The organism is Pseudomonas sp. PDM20, assembly GCF_014852575.3.
Lineage (GTDB): Bacteria > Pseudomonadota > Gammaproteobacteria > Pseudomonadales > Pseudomonadaceae > Pseudomonas.
This window is the reverse complement of sequence record NZ_CM181224.1, coordinates 1,338,563-1,357,598: the sequence shown is the minus strand read 5'-3', so window position 1 is coordinate 1,357,598 and position 19,036 is coordinate 1,338,563. Positions and strand designations below refer to the sequence as shown.

Annotated in this window: 16 protein-coding genes and 1 riboswitch; of the genes, 13 read left to right on the top strand and 3 right to left on the bottom strand. The window is 67.7% G+C overall.

The window, feature by feature from the left end; translation table 11 throughout:
- Positions 1–163 precede the first annotated feature (163 nt).
- The gene (gene sdsA1 / locus IB261_RS06475; protein WP_192381689.1) at positions 164–2,137 is read right to left on the bottom strand and encodes a linear primary-alkylsulfatase SdsA1; all 1,974 of its coding nucleotides are present in this window, start codon (positions 2,135–2,137) and stop codon (positions 164–166) included.
- 97 nt (positions 2,138–2,234) lie between these two features.
- Between sdsA1 and IB261_RS06470 the strand changes: the two genes are divergently transcribed.
- Positions 2,235–3,146, top strand: a complete 912-nt coding sequence (locus IB261_RS06470) for a LysR family transcriptional regulator (RefSeq protein WP_192381688.1) — start codon at positions 2,235–2,237, stop codon at positions 3,144–3,146.
- A 3-nt stretch (positions 3,147–3,149) separates the two neighbouring features.
- Here IB261_RS06470 and IB261_RS06465 read toward each other — a convergent pair whose 3' ends face one another.
- A complete protein-coding gene (locus tag IB261_RS06465; protein ID WP_167523272.1) occupies positions 3,150–3,314 on the bottom strand; it encodes a hypothetical protein in 165 nt (54 codons plus the stop codon).
- 123 nt (positions 3,315–3,437) lie between these two features.
- Positions 3,438–3,695: a DUF1145 domain-containing protein gene (locus IB261_RS06460; protein ID WP_081517603.1), complete on the bottom strand. Its 258-nt coding sequence runs from the start codon at positions 3,693–3,695 to the stop codon at positions 3,438–3,440.
- Between the two features lie 267 nt (positions 3,696–3,962).
- Positions 3,963–4,061, top strand: a riboswitch (guanidine-I (ykkC/yxkD leader).
- Positions 4,062–4,118: 57 nt separating this feature from the next.
- On the opposite strand from IB261_RS06460, the gene IB261_RS06455 reads away from it, so the two are divergent.
- The 12 genes from IB261_RS06455 to IB261_RS06400 all read left to right on the top strand — a co-directional run bounded on the left by IB261_RS06455 (position 4,119) and on the right by IB261_RS06400 (position 18,831).
- Entirely contained in the window at positions 4,119–5,183 is a 1,065-nt protein-coding gene (locus IB261_RS06455) for a putative urea ABC transporter substrate-binding protein (RefSeq protein WP_192381687.1), read from the top strand.
- Positions 5,184–5,299: 116 nt separating this feature from the next.
- Positions 5,300–6,115 carry an ABC transporter permease gene (locus tag IB261_RS06450; protein WP_192210015.1) on the top strand — a complete coding sequence of 272 codons (816 nt, stop codon included), beginning with the start codon at positions 5,300–5,302 and terminating at the stop codon, positions 6,113–6,115.
- Positions 6,112–6,957, top strand: coding sequence for an ABC transporter ATP-binding protein (locus tag IB261_RS06445; protein WP_192381686.1), 846 nt, complete (start codon positions 6,112–6,114; stop codon positions 6,955–6,957). Before IB261_RS06450 ends, IB261_RS06445 begins: the two co-directional genes overlap by 4 nt.
- The gene (locus tag IB261_RS06440) at positions 6,929–7,648 is read left to right on the top strand and encodes an urea amidolyase associated protein UAAP1 (protein ID WP_192381685.1); all 720 of its coding nucleotides are present in this window, start codon (positions 6,929–6,931) and stop codon (positions 7,646–7,648) included. The genes IB261_RS06445 and IB261_RS06440 overlap by 29 nt, the downstream gene beginning before the upstream one ends.
- An 11-nt stretch (positions 7,649–7,659) precedes the next feature.
- Positions 7,660–8,295 (top strand): urea amidolyase associated protein UAAP2, encoded by a 636-nt coding sequence (locus IB261_RS06435; protein ID WP_192224786.1) that lies wholly within the window; start codon positions 7,660–7,662, stop codon positions 8,293–8,295.
- Positions 8,296–8,610: 315 nt separating this feature from the next.
- Positions 8,611–12,414 carry a 5-oxoprolinase/urea amidolyase family protein gene (locus IB261_RS06430; protein WP_192381684.1) on the top strand — a complete coding sequence of 1,268 codons (3,804 nt, stop codon included), beginning with the start codon at positions 8,611–8,613 and terminating at the stop codon, positions 12,412–12,414.
- Positions 12,415–12,604: 190 nt separating this feature from the next.
- Complete coding sequence (gene atzF, locus IB261_RS06425; RefSeq protein WP_192381683.1) at positions 12,605–14,413, top strand: allophanate hydrolase; 1,809 nt, start codon at positions 12,605–12,607, stop codon at positions 14,411–14,413.
- 317 nt (positions 14,414–14,730) lie between these two features.
- Positions 14,731–15,807, top strand: a complete 1,077-nt coding sequence (locus tag IB261_RS06420; RefSeq protein WP_192381682.1) for a DUF2157 domain-containing protein — start codon at positions 14,731–14,733, stop codon at positions 15,805–15,807.
- Entirely contained in the window at positions 15,804–16,637 is an 834-nt protein-coding gene (locus tag IB261_RS06415) for a DUF4824 family protein (RefSeq protein WP_081517594.1), read from the top strand. The genes IB261_RS06420 and IB261_RS06415 overlap by 4 nt, the downstream gene beginning before the upstream one ends.
- Positions 16,638–16,735: 98 nt before the next feature.
- Positions 16,736–16,951 (top strand): cysteine-rich CWC family protein, encoded by a 216-nt coding sequence (locus IB261_RS06410; protein ID WP_192381681.1) that lies wholly within the window; start codon positions 16,736–16,738, stop codon positions 16,949–16,951.
- Positions 16,951–17,646 (top strand): pseudouridine synthase, encoded by a 696-nt coding sequence (locus tag IB261_RS06405; protein WP_192381680.1) that lies wholly within the window; start codon positions 16,951–16,953, stop codon positions 17,644–17,646. The genes IB261_RS06410 and IB261_RS06405 overlap by 1 nt, the downstream gene beginning before the upstream one ends.
- A 132-nt stretch (positions 17,647–17,778) precedes the next feature.
- Positions 17,779–18,831: a L,D-transpeptidase gene (locus IB261_RS06400; RefSeq protein WP_081517591.1), complete on the top strand. Its 1,053-nt coding sequence runs from the start codon at positions 17,779–17,781 to the stop codon at positions 18,829–18,831.
- The last annotated feature ends 205 nt before the right edge of the window (positions 18,832–19,036 follow it).

Genomic DNA, 19,036 nt, shown 5'->3' with positions numbered 1-19,036 from the left:
TCGCGACTACTCGACTGCGAGCGCCGGCAACCAGCTGCCGGCGCAGGGGTCGCATGGTGCAGACTGGCCGCGAAAAAAACAATGGCACAATGCAATCATCGCATTGTGCCATCCAGGGGAGACGCGGCCTGGCGGGGAACCGACCGCGTAGATGGGGAAAGAATCAGCTCTTCTGCGGCGGAGTGACGACGTCGAACCAGAAGTTGAAGTCTTCCAGCATGCCGAACAGCTTGGCCAGCAGCAGCGGGTTGCCCGAGCTCTTGAGCTTGCCCTCGAACACCAGACGCACCGGCGAGACTTCCTTGAGCATCAGGCGATTGAGGTCGGCACGGTCGATGGTCACGGTCTGCCCGGCGCTCTCGCTCTGCACGCCCTTGATGTTGTTCAGGTGCGAATTCTTCAGTTCCAGCAGGTACTGCTCGTTCTTGTCCGGCAGCACCAGGTTGATGGCGAAGTCTTCACCCTCGGCCTTCTCGGCATTCAGGCGCACGCCGAGGTAGTCGAACAGCAGGCCGGTGTCCATCGCCGCCAGCGCATCGGGGCTGCCCGATTTCATGGTCGGCATGTCACGCGGCACGCCATTGCGCAGCTCCTGTGCGGCGGTCAGGTAGCTGTTGCGCCAGCCGGCGTTCTCCGCCTGGTAACCGAGCTGCTCCAGGGCGTCGGCCTGCAGGTTGCGCGCGGCCTGGTTGGTCGGGTCGGCGAAGACCAGCTTGTTGACCACCTCCACCACCCAGCGGTACTCGCCCTTGTCGAAGGACTCCCTGGCCATCTGCAACAGGTGATCGGCGCCGCCCATGAACTCGACGTACTTCACCGCCGACTCCTCCGGCGCCAGCGGGTTCAGCGTCGCCGGGTTGCTGTCGTAGTAGCCCAGGTACTTGTTCACCACCGCGCGCACGTTGTGGCTGACGCTGCCGTGGTAGCCGCGGTTGAACCACTCGTTGGCCAGCTCCGGCGGCACTTTCAGGCGCTCGTGGATCTGGTTGATGGTCACCCCGTTGTTGGCCAGGTGCAGCGTCTGGTCGTTCAGGTAGCCGTACATGTCACGCTGCTTCTCCAGGGTGCGGACGATGTCCTCGTGCCCCCAGCGCGGCCAGTTGTGCACGGCGAACATAACCTCGGCCTTGTCGCCGAACCGGTGCAGCGCCTCGTTGATGTACTTGCTCCAGCCCAGCGGGTCGCGGGTCTCGGCGCCGCGCAGGGTATAGAGGTTGTGCAGGGTGGCGGTGACGTTCTCGGCCATCAGCAGCGCCTTCTGCTGCGGCAGCCAGACGTTCATCTCCGCCGGCGATTCGGTGCCCGGGGTGTTCTGGAAGGTCACAGGCACGCCGTCGATCTCCATCTCCACCAGCGAGCCATCGACGGTCTTGGTCGGCGCGATGATGCTCATCGGGCCCTTGGCGACGGCCTTGCCGATGGCCATGTCGACGTGCCCTTCCGGCCCCTGCGGCAGCATGGTGCCGTACTGGTAGGTGGCACGGCGCAGCATGGCGTTGCCGGCCAGCACGTTTTCCTTGATCGCCGCTTCCATGAAGCCCTTGGGCGCGATGATCTGCACCTCGCCCTTGTCCACCTGCTCCTGGCTGACCAGGCCCTTCACGCCGCCGAAGTGGTCGATGTGGGCATGGCTGTAGATGACCGCGCGGATCGGCTTCTGCCCCAGCTCCTGGCTCACCAGGGCGTAGGCCGCCCTGGAAGTCGCGGGGGTGGTCAGGGTATCGATGACGATCCAGCCGGTCTTGCCTTCGATGAAGGTGGTGTTGGCGAGGTCGAAACCGCGCACCTGGTAGATGCCGTCGGTGACCTTGAACAGGCCGTAGCTGAGGTTCAGCTGGGCCTGGCGCATCAGGCTCGGGTTGACGCTGGCGACGTCCCTGGCGGCCTTGAGGAAGTCGTAGCCGCCCAGTTGCCAGGCCACCGTGCCGTCCTCGTTCTTGATCACGAGGTTCTCGGGGCGCTTGATCAGGCCTTTCTCCACCCGGTCGAAATCGGCACGGTCACTGAACGGCAGCGACTGGCGCACCTGCTCCTGCGCGGCCTGGGTGAAGGAGGTCGGGGGCTTGGGCTGTTCGGCGGCGACCAGCAGGCCGGGGCAGAGGCTGGCGAGCAGCACGGCAGCGGAAAGACGGGACATCGGAAGGCTCCGGAATTTGTTGTTGTGCTCGCACTATGCCGGCCGTCGCGCTAATAATTCCAATGCATTCCAACTTAACAATCAATGCAGGAAGCGCATGAGCGATCTCCGCCAGCTACGCCACTTCGTCGCCCTCGCCGAGCACGGTCACTTCGCCCGCGCCGCCGATGCGGTGAATCTTAGTCAACCCGCCCTGTCGCGGAGCATCCAGGCGCTGGAAGGCCAGCTGAGCTGCCAACTCGTGGACCGCAACCCGCGCGGGGTCACCCTCACCGCCCATGGCCGGCTGGTGCTCGAACATGCCCGCCGCCTGCTGGCCGGTGACCGTGCGCTGAAGAACGCCGTGCTGCAACTGGCCGACCTGGAGACCGGCGAGTTGCGCCTGGGCGCCGGCCCCTTCCCCGGCGCGCGGCTGATGCCGCAGGTGCTCGCGCGCTACAGCAGCGCGCACCCGAAGGTGTCGGTGCTGCTGTCCATCGAGAACTGGAGCGAGCTGCACCAGCGTCTGCTGGATGACGAGCTGGAACTGTTCATCGCCGACTACCGCGAACTGGAAGGCGACAGCCGCCTCGACATCCTGCCGCTGCGGGTACACCGGGGCGTGCTGTTCTGTCGGCCGGGACATCCGCTGCTCGGCAGCGTGCCGTCGGTGGAGCGCGTGCTCGACTACCCGCTGGCCGGCCCGCGCCTGCCGCGCGACGCCCACGAAGGGCTGGCTCGCACCCTCGGCCGCGAGCAGCCGCTGAGCGTGCAATGCGATGACGTGCTGATGCTCAAGGAGCTGGTGAAAGGCAGCGACGTGCTCTGCCTGGCTACCTGGGATGTGGTGGCCGCGGATGTGCAGGCCGGCAGCCTGGCGGTGCTGCCCTGGCCCAGCAGCGGCGACGTGGCAGGACGCGGCTCCGCCTATGCCCTGGTACGCCACGCCAGCCGCAGCCTGTCGCCTGCGGCCAGCCAGTTCGTCGAGTTGTTGCTGGAGGAAGACGCGGCGTTCAACGCCGCGTCATGAGGCTCAACGGCGCCAGCCCTGGTAAGGGCCACCGTAATAGGCCGGCGGCGGCGCCGGGCGATAGTAGTGCGGCCGGTCATGCCAGCCACCACGGTCATGGTCATGCTCGTAGACCACGCAGCCGGTCAACGGAAGGATCATCAGTACAGCAGCGAAGAAACGACGCATGGCGCCTCCATCAGGCGAGCCGGCCGCCCCGCCGGGGTGCGGGGCGTACATTCTTCCGGTCTCACAAGATCAGACATGTCTGTCAGAAGGCGGTGCCGCGGCGAAAGGTAAAGCTTGGGTAAATCAGCCGTTTACAGTGGCCAGACGGCGAACCTTGCGGCTCTGCAGGTGGAGCACGCCGAACAGCAGCACCTGCACCTGCTCCAGCCAGGAACGGCGGCGCGCCAGCAACAGCACCTCGCCCACATGCACCACCAGCAGGATCGCGGAGAGCCACAACAGCGGGCGATGCAGCTCGCCGAACGGGTAGATCAGGTTGAGCACGGCGGCGACCCAGAACATGGTCAGCGCGCCCTTGGCGAAGCTCAGCAACTCGGACATGGCGATGGATTCCTCAAGGTGAAGGTGACTGCAGTCTGCCGCCCGGCACGCCCCGCCCGCTCCTGCCTTTCGACTGGCCCCGCGCACCAGGATGCGGCGTCGCGCTTCATTTGAGGGCGGCGCAACGCTCCGGCTTGCAGCGAAACCTCCGCCCCGATCCAGCGCAGCCCTTCTGCCCCGGCACTTTCGCCAACTTGGCACGCCGCTCGCTTTGTATCGAGTGTGCAGGATCGATCCGAAGCATTCGGAAAGCGGCACCACAATCTGACAATGGATGACTAGGGTTCCGGCTCGCGCAGCGAGTGACTGGTCCGAGAGTCATCGACCTCCAGCGAGGTTACACGGCGGGACAAAAGCCCGGGAGACGAGAGCGACAAGTGCCGCCCGACTCCTGCCTGCCCGCCAATCGACTGGAGATGCTCCATGCGCAAGCCCCTTCTGACCGCCCTGTTCGCCGCCGGCCTCGCCGCCTTCAGCCTCTCAGCCTCCGCCGCCGCGAAGAACAGCTTCAACCTCTGCTGGACCATCTACGCCGGCTGGATGCCCTGGGAGTACGCGGCCAGCCACGGCATCGTCGACAAGTGGGCGAAGAAGTACGGCATCGAGATCAAGATCACCCAGCTCAACGACTACATCGAGTCGATCAACCAGTACACCGCGGGCCAGTTCGACGGCTGCACCATGACCAACATGGACGCCCTGACCATCCCCGCCGCCGGCGGCGTCGACTCCACCGCGCTGATCGTCAGCGACTTTTCCAACGGCAACGACGGCATCGTCATCAAGGGTGAAGGCAAGACCCTGGCCGACCTCAAGGGCATGAACGTCAACCTGGTGGAGCTGTCCGTCTCCCACTACCTGCTCGCCCGCGCCCTGGAGAACGCCCGCCTCAGCGAGAAGGACGTGAAGACGGTGAACACCTCCGACGCCGACATCGCCGCCGCCTTCAACACCGACGACGTGCAGGCCGTGACCACCTGGAACCCGATGCTCGCCGAGGCCCGCGCCAAGCCGGGCACCACCGAGGTGTTCAACTCCAGCCAGGTCCCCGGCGAGATCATGGACATGATGGTGGTCAACAGCACGGTCCTGAAGGACAACCCCGCCCTGGGCAAGGCCCTGACCGGCGCCTGGTTCGAAACCGTGGCGCTGATGCAGGGCGAAAGCGCCGAGACCCGCGCCGCGCTGGAGCACATGGCCAAGGCCTCGGGCACCGACCTCGCCGGTTACCAGAGCCAGCTCGCTACTACCAAATTGTTTGCCACTGCGCAGGAAGCACTGGCCTTCGCCACCAGCCCGAAACTGCCGGCGACCATGGACAAGGTCGCGGCCTTCTCCTTCGCCCACGGCCTGCTCGGCGAAGGCGCGAAAAGCGCCGAAGCGGTCGGCATGAGCTTCGCCGGCGGCCTCACCACCGGCGACGCGCAGAACCTCAAGCTGCGCTTCGACCCGACCTACGTGCAGATGGCGGCCGACGGCAAGCTCTGACCAACCCACCGCGTCCCTCGTAGGGCGAATAACCGCTTGCGGTTATCCGCCGTCCCGACGCCACGGCGGATAACGCGTTCCGCGTTATCCGCCCTACGAATCGACAGGTACGAAACATGCGCCTGATCAACCGAACCCCCGACCGCAGCGGCCGCCTGTTCCTCGTGCTGCTGCCCTTCGCCCTGCTGCTGTTCGCCTACTTCGCAGGCTCCACCTCGCGGCTGGCAGAGAACCCCAATGACAAGCTGCTGCCCAGCGCCGCGCAGATGGCCGACGCGGTGAACCGCCTGGCCTTCAGCGAAGACAAGCGCACCGGCGAAGTGCTGTTCTGGAAGGACACCGGCGCCAGCCTGCAACGCCTTGGGATGGGCCTGTCCATCGCCGCGCTGCTCGGCCTGGTGCTGGGCATCGCCGCCGGCAGCGTACCGCTGTTCGGCGCGCCGCTCTCGCCCCTGCTCACCGTGCTGTCGATGATCCCGCCGCTGGCGATCCTGCCGGTGCTGTTCATCGTCTTTGGCCTTGGCGAACTGTCCAAGGTGGTGCTGATCGTCATCGGCGTCGCCCCCTGCATCGCCCGCGACATCGAACAACGCGCCCGGGAAATCCCCCGCGAACTGCTGATCAAGGCACAGACCCTGGGCGCCAGCACCTGGACGCTGATCCTGCGCGTGGTGCTGCCGCAACTGCTGCCACGCCTGCTGATCTCCCTGCGCCTGATGCTCGGCTCGGCCTGGCTGTTCCTCATCGCCGCCGAGGCCATCGCCTCCACCGACGGCCTGGGCTACCGCATCTTCCTGGTGCGCCGCTATCTGGCCATGGACGTGATCCTGCCCTACGTGGTGTGGATCACCGCACTGGCCTGGCTGATGGACTGGGCACTGCGCGCGCTCACCCGGCGCGCCTTCCCCTGGTATGAAGGAGCCAAGGCATGAGCTTCATCCAGGTGAAGAACGTCTGGCAGGAATACGCCGGCAACGTGGTGCTCGAACGCCTGAATCTCGAGGTGAAGGAAGGCGAGTTCTGCACCCTGGTCGGCGCCTCCGGCTGCGGCAAATCCACCTTCCTGCGCCTGCTGCTCGGCCAGGAGCGCCCCAGCCGTGGCGAGCTGCTGCTCGAAGGCCAGCCGCTGGCCGCCGAGCCCGACCCCAGCCGTGGCGTGGTGTTCCAGCGCTACTCGGTGTTCCCGCATCTGTCCGTGCTCGACAACGTCGCCCTCGGCCTGGAACTGCCGCGCTCGCCGCTGCTCGGCCGGCTGTTCGGCAGCGCCAAGCGCGAGGCTCGCGAACAGGCCGCCGAGTTGCTCAAGCGCGTCGGCCTTGGCCATGCGTTGCAGCAGTACCCGAGCGCCCTCTCCGGCGGCATGCAGCAACGCCTGGCCATCGCCCAGGCGCTGGTGATGAAGCCGCGCGTGCTGCTGCTCGACGAACCCTTCGGCGCGCTGGACCCGGGCATCCGCAAGGACATGCACGCCCTGCTGCTGGAGCTGTGGCAGGAAACCCGGCTCACCGTGTTCATGGTCACCCACGACCTCGCCGAGGGCTTCAGCCTGGGCACCCGCCTGCTGGTCTTCGACAAGGTCCGCCACGACCCGCAGGCGCCCAACGCCTACGGCGCCCGCATCACCTACGACATCCCGCTCAACGCCGACCGCCGGGCCGCCCGCGCCGCCCTGCCAGCCACGCTCGCCGCGCGCCTGCAACCGGCCGCCGAGCCCGCGATCACGCCGGCCTACCAAGGAGCCCGCCATGAACGAACTGCGCACCACCCTCTATGAAGAAACCGTCCCCGGCGGCGGCCACACCTCCTTCGTGCTCAAGCGCGGCCAGTTGCTGCGCCTGACCGACCTGGAAGGCGGCGGCAACGCCAGCGTGCTGCTGTTCAATGCCGCCGAAAAAAGCGAGCGGCTGAACCTGCCCGACAGCCTCAAGTGCCAGCACACCGCGCGCCTCACCGCCGGCCACTGCCTGTACTCGGACATGGGCCGCGTGCTGGCCGCCATCACCGCCGACAGCTGCGGCTGGCACGACAGCTTCGGCGGCGTGCTGAACGCCGCCGAGGTGCAGGAGAAGTACGGCGCGGGCCGCTACCAGGAACTGCGTAACAGCTTCCACCGCAACGGCGTGGACAACCTGCTGGTGGAAATGGGCAAGTGGGACATGCGCCTGCAGGACCTGCTGATGTGCCTGAACCTGTTCAGCCGCGTGGACGTCGACGCCGATGGCTGCTTCCGCTTCGCCCAGGGCAACTCGAAAGCCGGCGACTACGTCGAGCTCTACGCGCCGATGGACACCCTCGTCGTGCTCACCGCCCTGCAACACCCGCTGGACCCGAACCCGCAGTACGCGCCCAAGCCCATCGGCCTGGCCTGGCAGCAGGCCGCGTCCGACGGCATCAGCGTGCTCTGCCGCACTTCCCGCGCGGAGAACGGCCGCGGCTTTCACAACACCGAACGCCAGTACCTGTAAGGAGCGCGAGCATGCCCATCGTCCCCAGCGACAAACACCCCGAAGCCTGCGTCTCGCGCACCCTGATCCCGGCCGGCGAACCCAGCCTCACCGAACTCAAGGCCGGGCAGACCCTGCGCATCCTCGACCTGGAAGGCAACCAGGCGGTGGACACGCTGTTCTTCAGCGCCGCCAACCCACGCGAGCGCTACGACGTGCAGCGCACCCTGCGCAAGCAGGGGCAGGTCTACCTCAGCGCCGGCAGCGTGCTCTGGTCCAACCTCGGCAACCCGATGCTGACCATCAGCGCCGACACCTGCGGTCGCCACGACACCCTCGGCGGCGCCTGCGCCCAGGAGAGCAACACCGTGCGCTACGCCCTGGACAAGCGCTACATGCACAGCTGCCGCGACAACTTCCTGCGCGCCAGCCTGCACGACGGCCGCCTGAGCAAGGCCGACATCAGCCACAACATCAACTTCTTCATGAACGTGCCGGTCACCGCCGAGGGCGGCCTGACCTTCGAGGACGGCATCTCCGGCGCCGGCAAGTACGTCGAGCTGCTCGCCCACATGGACGTCATCGTCCTGATCTCCAACTGCCCGCAGCTCAACAACCCCTGCAACGGCTGGAACCCGACCCCGGCGGAGCTGCTGGTATGGGACTGAAGCGGCTGCACAAGGCAGGCGATGGGCTGCACGTGCTGCGGCGCTGGCTGTACATCCTCAGCCAGAGCCGGAGCGCCCAATGCAGCCCGGCGCTGCGGACTGCCAGAACCTGCATCGAACGGACTTCGCCCGAGCCCCGGAGCTGACCGAGTAGGGCGCATAACGCGCCAGCGTTATCCGCCAAACAGATCGCGCGTAGCCGGACAGCGGATGGATAGAGCGCATCCGCCCTACGGCAGCATGAACCTGCCCCGGACGACCGGGATAGGCACCGAATGACGGCGGGACGGCCCGCCACCCCATGGGGACGCCCTCATGTTCGACAAGCTCCTGATCGCCAACCGCGGCGCCATCGCCTGCCGCATCCTGCGCACCCTTCGTGAGCTGCAAGTAGAGGGCGTGGCCGTCTACTCCGAAGCCGACGCCGCCAGCCTGCACATCCAGCAGGCCGACCAGGCCATCAGCCTCGGCGAAGGCCCCGCGTCGAGCACTTACCTGGTGGTCGAGAAGATTCTCCAGGCTGCCCGCGACAGCGGCGCGAAAGCGATCCACCCCGGCTACGGCTTCCTCTCCGAGAACGCCGCCTTCGCCGAAGCCTGCGAGGCCGCCGACATCACCTTCGTCGGCCCGACGCCGGAACAGCTGCGCCTGTTCGGCCTCAAGCACACCGCCCGTGCGCTGGCCCGAGAACAGGGCGTGCCGATGCTCGAAGGTACCGACCTGCTGGAAGACCTCGACGCCGCCCTGCGCGCCGGCGAGCAAGTCGGCTACCCGGTGATGCTCAAGAGCACCGCCGGTGGCGGCGGCATCGGCATGCGCGTGTGCCGCTCGGCGGACGAGCTGCGCGACGCCTTCGACGCAGTAAAGCGCCTGGGTCAGAACAACTTCAGCGACTCGGGCGTGTTCATCGAGAAGTACATCCAGCGTGCCCGCCACCTGGAAGTGCAGGTGTTCGGCGACGGCCAGGGCGAGGTGATAGCCCTGGGCGTGCGCGACTGCTCGGTGCAGCGGCGCAACCAGAAGGTGCTGGAGGAAACCCCCGCGCCCAACCTGCCCGCCGGCATGGCCGAAGCCCTCTGCGCAGCGGCGATCCAGCTGGCAAAAGCGGTCAGCTACCGCAGCGCCGGCACCGTGGAATTCGTCTACGACAGCGAGGCGCAGGACTTCTACTTCCTCGAAGTGAACACCCGCCTGCAGGTGGAGCACGGCGTCACCGAACAGGTCTGGGGCGTCGACCTGGTGCGCTGGATGATCGAACTGGCCGCGGGCGACCTGCCGCCCCTGGCCGAGCTCGCGGCCACGCTGAAGCCCAGCGGCCACGCCATCCAGGCGCGCCTCTACGCCGAAGACCCCGGCCGCGACTTCCAGCCCTGCCCCGGCCTGCTCACCGCCGTGCAATTCCCGCCGGCCGACGGCAAGGCGCTGCGCATCGACACCTGGGTCGAAGCCGGCTGCGAGATTCCGCCCTACTTCGACCCGATGATCGCCAAGCTCATCGCCTGGGCGCCGACCCGCGAGCAGGCCAGCGCCGGCCTCGACCGCGCCCTCGGCGAAAGCCAGCTCTACGGCGTGGAATGCAACCGCAACTACCTGCGGCAGATTCTCGCGGACGCTCCCTTCTCCAGTGGCTCGCCCTGGACCCGTTGCCTGGAAGGCCTGCGCTACCGCGCGCAGACCTTCGAAGTGCTCAGCGCCGGCACCCAGACCAGCGTGCAGGACTACCCCGGCCGCCTAGGCTACTGGGCCGTGGGCGTGCCACCGTCCGGGCCGATGGACGACCGCGCGCTGCGCCTGGGCAACGCCCTGCTGGGCAACCCCGAAGGCGCCGCCGCGCTGGAAATCACCATGAGCGGCCCGACTCTGCGCTTCAACACCGACGCGGTGGTCGCCGTCACCGGCGCGGCGCTGCCGATCAGCCTGGATGGCGTCGAGCAGCCGATGAACACTTCGCTGTTCATCGCCGCCGGCTCCACCCTCAGCCTCGGCACCGTTGGCGGCGCCGGCGCACGCAGCTACCTGTGCCTGCGCGGCGGCCTGCAGGTGCCAGACTACCTGGGCAGCAAGAGCACCTTCACCCTCGGCCAGTTCGGCGGCCATGGCGGCCGCGCGCTGCGCGCCGGCGATGTGCTGCACCTGGCCGAACTGGCAGACGACAGCCATGGCGCCAGCCTGCCTGCCGCACTGCGCACCGAGCTGCCGGCCGTAAGGCAAATCCGCGTGGTCTACGGCCCCCACGGCGCACCGGAATATTTCACCGCGCCCTACATCGACACCTTCTTTGCCACCGACTGGGAAGTGCACTTCAACTCCAGCCGCACCGGCGTGCGCCTGATCGGCCCGAAGCCGGAATGGGTGCGCGAGAGCGGCGGCGAGGCGGGCCTGCACCCGTCGAACATCCATGACAACCCCTACGCTATCGGTGCGGTGGACTTCACCGGCGACATGCCGGTGATCCTCGGCCCGGACGGCCCCAGCCTGGGCGGCTTCGTCTGTCCGGTAACGGTGATCGAGGCCGACCTATGGCAACTCGGCCAGCTCAAGGCCGGGGACAAGGTGCGATTCCTGCCGGTGGATATTTCCACCGCCCGCGCGCTTGCGGCTTTTCGCAGGACCGAGGGGAGCGCCTCAGCCCTTGCTCGCGAACCTCATGTCACCGGCGCTCCAGACGGAACTCCGTTCGCGAGCAAGCTCGCTACAGGTCAGGCGAACCACGGCGCCACCGGTTTCCCCTCACCCCAGCCCTCTCCCGGAGGGAGAGGGAGCAGTCCGGCGTTGTCGGCGGGCACAGTGTTTCCCGGTGGCACGGACAGCCCCCTCTCCCGCTTGCGGGAGAGGGCGGGGGGTGAGGGCAGCCCGAGCACCAGTCTCCCCAGCCCCATCGTCCTCGACCTCGGCCAGGACGACACCCGCCTGGTCGCCCGCCTCTCCGGCGACACCCACCTGCTGCTGGAAATCGGCCAGCCCGAGCTGGACCTGGTCCTGCGCTTCCGCGCCCACGCGCTGATGCAGGCGCTGGAAGCCAAGGCACTGGCCGGCGTGATCGACCTCACCCCCGGCATCCGCTCGCTGCAGGTGCACTACCAGCCGGAAACGCTGCCGCTGCAAAGCCTGCTGGAAACCGTCGCCGGCCTGTGGGACGCCGTCTGCGCCGCTCAGGACCTCAAGGTGCCGTCGCGCATCGTGCACCTGCCGCTGTCCTGGGACGACCCGGCCTGCCAGCTGGCCATCGAGAAGTACATGACCACCGTGCGCAAGGACGCGCCCTGGTGCCCGAGCAACCTGGAGTTCATCCGCCGCATCAACGAGCTACCGGACCTGGAGGCGGTGTACCGCACGGTGTTCGAGGCCAGCTACCTGGTGATGGGCCTGGGCGACGTCTACCTCGGCGCGCCGGTGGCCACGCCGCTGGACCCGCGCCACCGCCTGGTGACCACCAAGTACAACCCGGCACGCACCTGGACTGCGGAAAACTCCGTGGGCATCGGCGGCGCGTACATGTGCGTCTACGGCATGGAGGGCCCCGGCGGCTACCAGTTCGTTGGCCGCACCCTGCAGATGTGGAACCGCTACCGCGCAGTCGCGGCGTTCGACGGCAAGCCCTGGCTGCTGCGCTTCTTCGACCAGGTACGGTTCTACCCGGTGTCCGCCGAGGAGCTGCTGCGCATCCGCCGTGACTTCCCGCTGGGCCGCTACCCGCTGCGCATCGAGCACAGCGAACTGCGCCTGGCCGACTACCAGCAGTTCCTTGCCGAGGAAGCGCAGAGCATCGCCGCCTTCCGCAGCCACCAGCGCACCGCCTTCGACGCCGAGCGTGAGCGCTGGATCGCCTCCGGCCAGGCCCACTTCGAGAGCGAGGAGGCCGCCGCCGATACCGGCGAAGAGGCCCCGCTCGGCGCCGGCCAGCACGCCGTCGAGAGCCACATCGCCGGCAATCTCTGGCAGGTGCAGGTGGAAGCCGGCGCCAGCGTGAAGGCCGGCGACATTCTGGTGATCCTCGAATCCATGAAGATGGAAATCCCCCTCACTGCCCCGCGCGACGGCGTAGTCCGCGAGGTCCGCGTGCAGCCCGGCTCGCCGGTGCGCGCGGGGCAGCGGGTGGTGGTGATGGAGGAGGCTTGAGCTGGCACCGCAGAAATTGCGAGAGCCCCTCTCCCCAGCACAGGAACCCGAAACCACGACACACCGACTGGTGGGTCGTGCTTGGAAACAGACACCGCGCCGGACCGCTCTTCCCCCTCTCCCTCCGGGAGAGGGCCGGGGTGAGGGGCAATCCGAGAGAAGAACTGACAGGCCCAAAGGAATCCCGACCATGCCCAAAACCTTCGACCTCCGCCTCGCCACCCTGCGCGCCGCCTATCGCGAAGGCCGCGCCACGCCGCGCCAGCTGATCGCCGGGCTGCGCGACAAGGCCGCCGCGCTGAACCCGGACTACCACCTGTTCATCCACCTGCTGAGCCTGGAAGAACTGGAGCCCTACTTCGTCACACTGGATGAACAGTCCCCCGAAGCGCTGCCGCTGTACGGCATCCCCTTCGCCATCAAGGACAACATCGACCTCGCCGGCATCCCCACCACCGCCGCCTGCCCGGCCTTCGCCTACACGCCGGAGACCTCGGCGACGCTGGTTCAGCAACTGATCGATCTGGGCGCCATCCCGCTGGGCAAGACCAACCTCGACCAGTTCGCCACCGGCCTCAATGGCACCCGCTCGCCGTACGGCGAATGCCGCAACAGCGTGCTGCCGGAGTACCCCTCGGGCGGCTCCAGCGCCGGTTCCTCGCTGGCCGTGGCGCTGGGCGTGGCGAGCTTCGCCCTGGGCACCGACACCGCCGGCTCCGGCCGTGTGCCGGCGGCGCTCAACGGCCTGCTGGGGCTCAAGCCGAGCAAGGGCCTGCTGTCCAATACCGGCCTGGTTCCGGCGTGCCGCACTCTGGACTGCATCACCTACTTCACTGCCAGCGCCGCCGAGGCCAGCGAACTGCTGGGCCTCACCGCCCGACTCGATCCGCTGGACGGCTACAGCCGCGCCAATCCCGCCTGGAACGACACCAGCGCCTTCGGTACGCCAAAACCCTTCCGCTTCGGCGTGCCGCGTGCCGACCAGCTGGAATTCTTCGGCTGCCACGAAGGCCCGGTGCTGTTCACCGACGCCCTCGACCAGCTCAAGGCGCTGGGCGGCGAGGCTCGGGAAATCGACTTCGCGCCCTTCCTCGAAGCCGCGCGCCTGCTCTACGAAGGTCCGTGGGTGGCCGAGCGCTACAGCGTGGCGGGCGAGCTGATCGAGCGCGACCCACAAGCCGTGCTGCCGGTGATCCGCGACGTGCTGGCGAAAGCTCCCGGCGCCACCGCCGTGCAGGCGTTCCGCGCGCAGTACCGGCTGCAGGAACTCAAGGCGCAGTGCGACGTGATCCTCGCCGATCTCGACTGCGTGCTGACGCCCACCATCGGCCGTCCGGTGACCCTGGACGAGCTGCATGCCGAACCGGTGAAGCGCAATTCCGACCTGGGCTACTACACCAACTTCATGAACCTGCTGGACTACGCCGCCGTCGCCGTGCCCAGCGCGATCATGGGCAACGGCCTGCCCTGGGGCGTGACGCTGTTCGGCCGCGCCTTCACCGACCAGTACCTGCTCGGCGTGGCAGACGCCCTGCAGCGCCGGCACAACCTGCCGCTCTCCGGCAGCAACGCCATCGCACCCTCCTCCTCTGCCAACGCTGCGCGCAACGACCGCGCGCGCCTGGTGGTGTGCGGCGCGCATCTCGATGGCCTGGCGCTGAACTGGCAGCTGCGCCAGCGCCGCGCTCGCCTGCTGCGTGCCACTCAAAGCGCCCCGGCCTACAAGCTCTATGCCCTGGCCGGAGGCCCGCCGCTGCGCCCCGGCATGCTGCGCGTGGCCGACGGAGGCGTGGCCATCGAAGTGGAAGTCTGGGAACTGCCCAGCGCCGAACTGGGCTCCTTCCTCACCGGCATCCCGGCGCCGCTGGGGCTGGGCAAGGTGCAGCTGAAGGACGGCAGCTGGGAGACCGGCTTCATCTGCGACCCCTGGGGCCTGGAGGGCGCCGAGGACATCAGCCGTTTCGGCGGGTGGCGTGCGTGGCTGCAGAGCCGTAGCTGATCGCGGCGGGATTTCGTAGGGCGGATAACGCGCCAGCGTTACCCGCCGCGCAAGATCGGCGAAAGGCAGGCCGCAGGATGGCGTGGAGCGCAGCGATACCCATCAAGCCCCTGCACCGGCAGCATGGGTATCGCTCCGCTCCACCCATCCTAAAGTGAGCACGCGCCCATCGGCGGTGGCTGGACACCCCCTTGTAGGAACGGGCCATGCCCGCGATGGCGTATGACGTCACGCTTCATACGCACTGCGAAGCTGCCCATGGAACCCCGCCCCGCCGACAGCTAGAGTTCAAGCATCTCCCGCCGCAAGGACCGGTCATGCCCGACCTCAGCCACCAGCAGGCGCAGCACCGCGTCGACGATATCCTGGCCTTCGACCGCGAGCTGCGCCGCCTGCACGACGAAGGCGCCCTCGTCCTCGACACCACCCAGCGCGACCGCCTGCACGACCACCAGCAACGCCTGCTCGCCGACTACCGCACACGCTTCGACATCGACCGCGACAGCCAGGACCATCGCCTCTCCCTGGGCATGCGCATCGCCTCCTTCCTCGGCGCGCTGGCCCTGGCCGCCAGCCTGTTCTTCCTGTTCTACCAGTTCTGGGGCCTGTTCGCGGAAACCGCCCAGGTGCTCACCCTCATCGCCGCATCGCTGATCAGCCTGGTGCTGACATTCTTCCTGCAACGCCGCGACGCCTCCGGCTACTTCGCCAAGCTCGGCGCCATGCTGGCCTTCGCCTGCCTGGTGCTGAACGTCGTGATGGTCGGGCAGATCTTCAACATCACGCCCTCGGACAAGGCCCTGTTGCCCTGGGCCGCCTACGCCCTGCTGCTCGCCTACACCTGCAACACCCGCCTGCTGCTGGCCGCCGCGCTGATCTGCGTGATGGGCTACGTCGCCGCGCGGGTCGGCACCTGGAGCGGCGTCTACTGGCTGGATGTGGGCGAGCGCCCGGAGAACTTCTTCCCCGCCGCACTGCTGATCTTCCTCGTCCCCTCGTTCATCGCGCAGAACCGCTTCGACGGCTTCGCCGCGATCTACCGCGTATTCGGCCTGCTCGGTCTGTTCCTGCCGATGCTGGTGCTGGCCAACTGGGGCGGCGGCAGCTACCTGCCACTGGGCTTCGCCACGGTGGAGAACCTCTACCAGGTGCTCGGTTTCATTGCCTCGGCGCTGGTCATCTGGCAGGGCGCACGCCGCGAATGGCCGGAAGTGGTGAACACCGGGCTGACCTTCTTCGTGATCTTCCTCTACACCAAGTTCTTCGACTGGTGGTGGGAGGTGATGCCCAAGTACCTGTTCTTCCTCGTGCTGGGCCTGTGCGCTGTGCTGATCCTGCTGGTACTGCGGCGCCTGCGCCGTGCCCATGGCCTGCTGGGAGGGACTTCGCCATGAACTGGACGCGCACCCATGCCCTGGTCGGCGGAGCCGGCCTGATCCTGCTGGTCAACGCCGTGGCCCTGGGCGGCGTCGCCTGGAACCGTTCGGCCGAGCCCGAGAGCAGACTGCCCCTCAGCCAACGCGAGCTGATCCGCAACACCACCTGGCACAACGAGAACAGCGGCCTGAGCCTGCGGCTGCGCTGGCGGACTCCCACGCGCGATGAGGGCTCGCGGCACAATCGTGGCTGGCTGCCGGCCATCGACGCGCAGAAGATGGCGAAGCTGGGCTTCAACATGCCCGCGCAAGTGGATGACGACAGTGCCCAGCACTTCGGCCGCCAGCAATCGCGCGACGCCCTGCTGGTGCTGGAGCTGGCCGGCCCGCTGTACGAGCGCGAAGTACAGCTGACGCGCAAGCGCCTCGACGAGGCCCGCCAGGCCGCCGACGCCGCGCCGCAGAATGCGCGGCTGGCGGACGAGCGCGACTTCATCCGCCGCGAGCTGGACAGCGAAGAGAAAACCGACACGCGCCTGCTGCTCAAGGACGTCGGCCTGGATCTCCAGGCCCTGCGCACCCAATACCCCGACCGCCAGCGCTACCTGATCATCCATGGCCGCGTGCGCCCCATTTCCAACTACTACCAGCACATCTGGACACTGGGCGGCACCGCCAATGGCATCGGCTCCGACAGCATCAACGTGCCCTACCAGTGGCGCGGGCGCCTGGACGAGATCACGGCGCAGCCCCACCGGACGTCGGACGGCCTGCCCCAGCCCTTCGTCGCCGAAGTCGCCTTCGGCCGGCGCCTGGAGCCCTGGATCGAACGTATCGAAATCCCCTGACCGGCACCCGCCGCGCCGATCCGAATCCGCTTGCGCGATGCGGGTCGGCGCTGCACCCTGTGCGCCCGCCTCACCACCAGCCTCCGCCCTGACCGGCCATGAACGACGCCACTCCCGATCCCAGCCGCTGCCCGCTCTGCGGCCAGTCCAACCGCTGCACCCAGGCCGATCCGGCGCTGCAGGGCCAGGACTGCTGGTGCTTCAGCACGCCCATCGACCGTGCGGCGCTGGACCGTATTCCGCCGGAGCTGGTCGATCGCGCCTGCCTGTGCCCGCGCTGCGCCGCCGGGCTGAAGGATGCCGGGAACGCCTGATGCGTCTGGACCGTTTCATTGCCAACCTGCCTCACCTGAACCGCCAGCAGGCCCGTCAGCTGCTTGCCGAGGGCCGCCTGCGCGTGGATGGTCAGGTGGTGCGCGATGCTCGCCACGAGGTGCGCGAGTTTTCCCGCGTGGAGCTGGACGACGACGTGCTGCAGGTCGGCAAGCCGGCACGCTACTTCATGCTGCACAAGCCCGCCGGCTGCGTCAGCGCCACCCGCGACGCCGAGCACCGCACCGTGCTCGACCTGCTGGACGAGCCGGACAAGCACGAGCTGCACATCGGCGGCCGCCTGGACTACAACACCACCGGCCTGCTGCTGATCACCAACGACGGGCAATGGTCGCGGCGCATGACGCTGCCGGGGCGCAAGCTGCCCAAGGTCTACTACGTCGAGACCGAAGACCCGATCGAGGAGCGCTACATCGCGACCTTCGAGCAGGGCCTGTACTTCGCCTTCGAAGACCTCACCACCCTGCCCGCCCAGCTGCAGATCCTCGACACCCATGCCGCGCGCCTGACCCTGCACGAAGGCCGCTACCACCAGGTCAAGCGCATGTTCGGCCACTTCCAGAACAAGGTGACCCGCCTGCACCGCGAGAGCATGGGCAGCCTGCAGCTCGACCCGGCCCTGCAACCGGGCGAGTACCGCACGCTGACGGCGCAGGAAATCGCCGAGCTGGGCTGAGCCATTCCTCCGGGCATCGCGATCCAGGTCACGTCCTGAAACACCCTGCGCACGCCGTTCGGCCCAGCGGTTTGCAGCCCACCTCGCCGCTTGGCTAATCTCCCAGCCATGCCCGCGATCCAAGGAAAGGTAATGAAGAAACTGTCGGTTGCCCTGCTGATCGCCCTGAGCGCCAGCGTCGCCTTTGCCAATCCGGGCAAGCCCTCGCCGCTCTCGGACCTGCAGGCCGCGCTGAAGACGCTCAAGCCCGGCCAGTTCCTCTGGTACCCGGAAATCTCCCCGGCGGGCCCGGTCACCCTGGTGGTCAGCCTCACCGAGCAGCGCGCCTACGTGTACCGCAACGGCATCGCCATCGGCGTGGCCACGGTGAGCACCGGCAAGAAAGGCAAGGAAACCCCCACCGGCGTGTTCTCCATCCTGCAGAAGAAGGTCGAATACCACTCCGACCTCTACAACAGCGCGCCCATGCCCTACATGCAGCGCCTGACCTGGGACGGCATCGCCCTGCACGCCGGCAACCTGCCCGGCTACCCCGCTTCCCACGGCTGCATCCGCCTGCCCATGGCCTTTGCCAAGAAGCTCTACGAAGTCACCGGCTTCACCTCCACCACCGTGATCATCTCCGATGCCAAGAGCTCGCCGGTGGAGGTCTACCACCCCGGCCTGCTCGCACCCATCGTCAGTGATGGCCGCGCCGCCGGCCCGCATGATGACAGCGGCATGGTGGTGCCCTTCTGGAGCGACCCGGGGGCGGAAAAGGGCCCGGTCTCCGTGCTGGTCAGCCGCGCCGACCGCCGCCTCTACGTCTACCGCGGCGGCCTGCAGATCGGCACCGCGCCGGTGGCCTTCGAACACCCGGAGGAAAAAACCGGCGTCGCCGCCTTCTCCCTGATGGAAAAACCCTCCCAGACCGAGATCGACAGCGAAAACCCGAACCTGCGCTGGACCAGCGTGCAGGTCAGCGACCCGCAACGCGGCCTTTCACCCGCCGAGCAACTGGGCAAGTTCAGCCTCGACCGCGAGTTCCTGCGCAACCTGCTGACCAGCATGGACGTGGGCAGCACCCTGGTGATCACCGACCTGCCGTCCACCCGCGACATGCGCAGCAACCCGGACTTCACGGTCATCACCACCAACGACCGCAAGGCCGAGCAGAAGCCGGTCAAGAACCAGAGCGTGCAGTAACGCGGTGGGCCGGAGCGACACCAGCGCGCTCCGGATTTCCCCTACAGCGTCTTCATCATTCCACTGCATAGCCCCTCGCCCGCCTCCTGCAAACTGCCGGCACTCACCGACGGACAGACGGCCTAAAGCCAGCCGTGCAAGCAGCCGAAGAATCTCGAAACACAAGGAGTCAAGGCGCCTGTCCGGGGGTGAGCTCCCTTGCTCC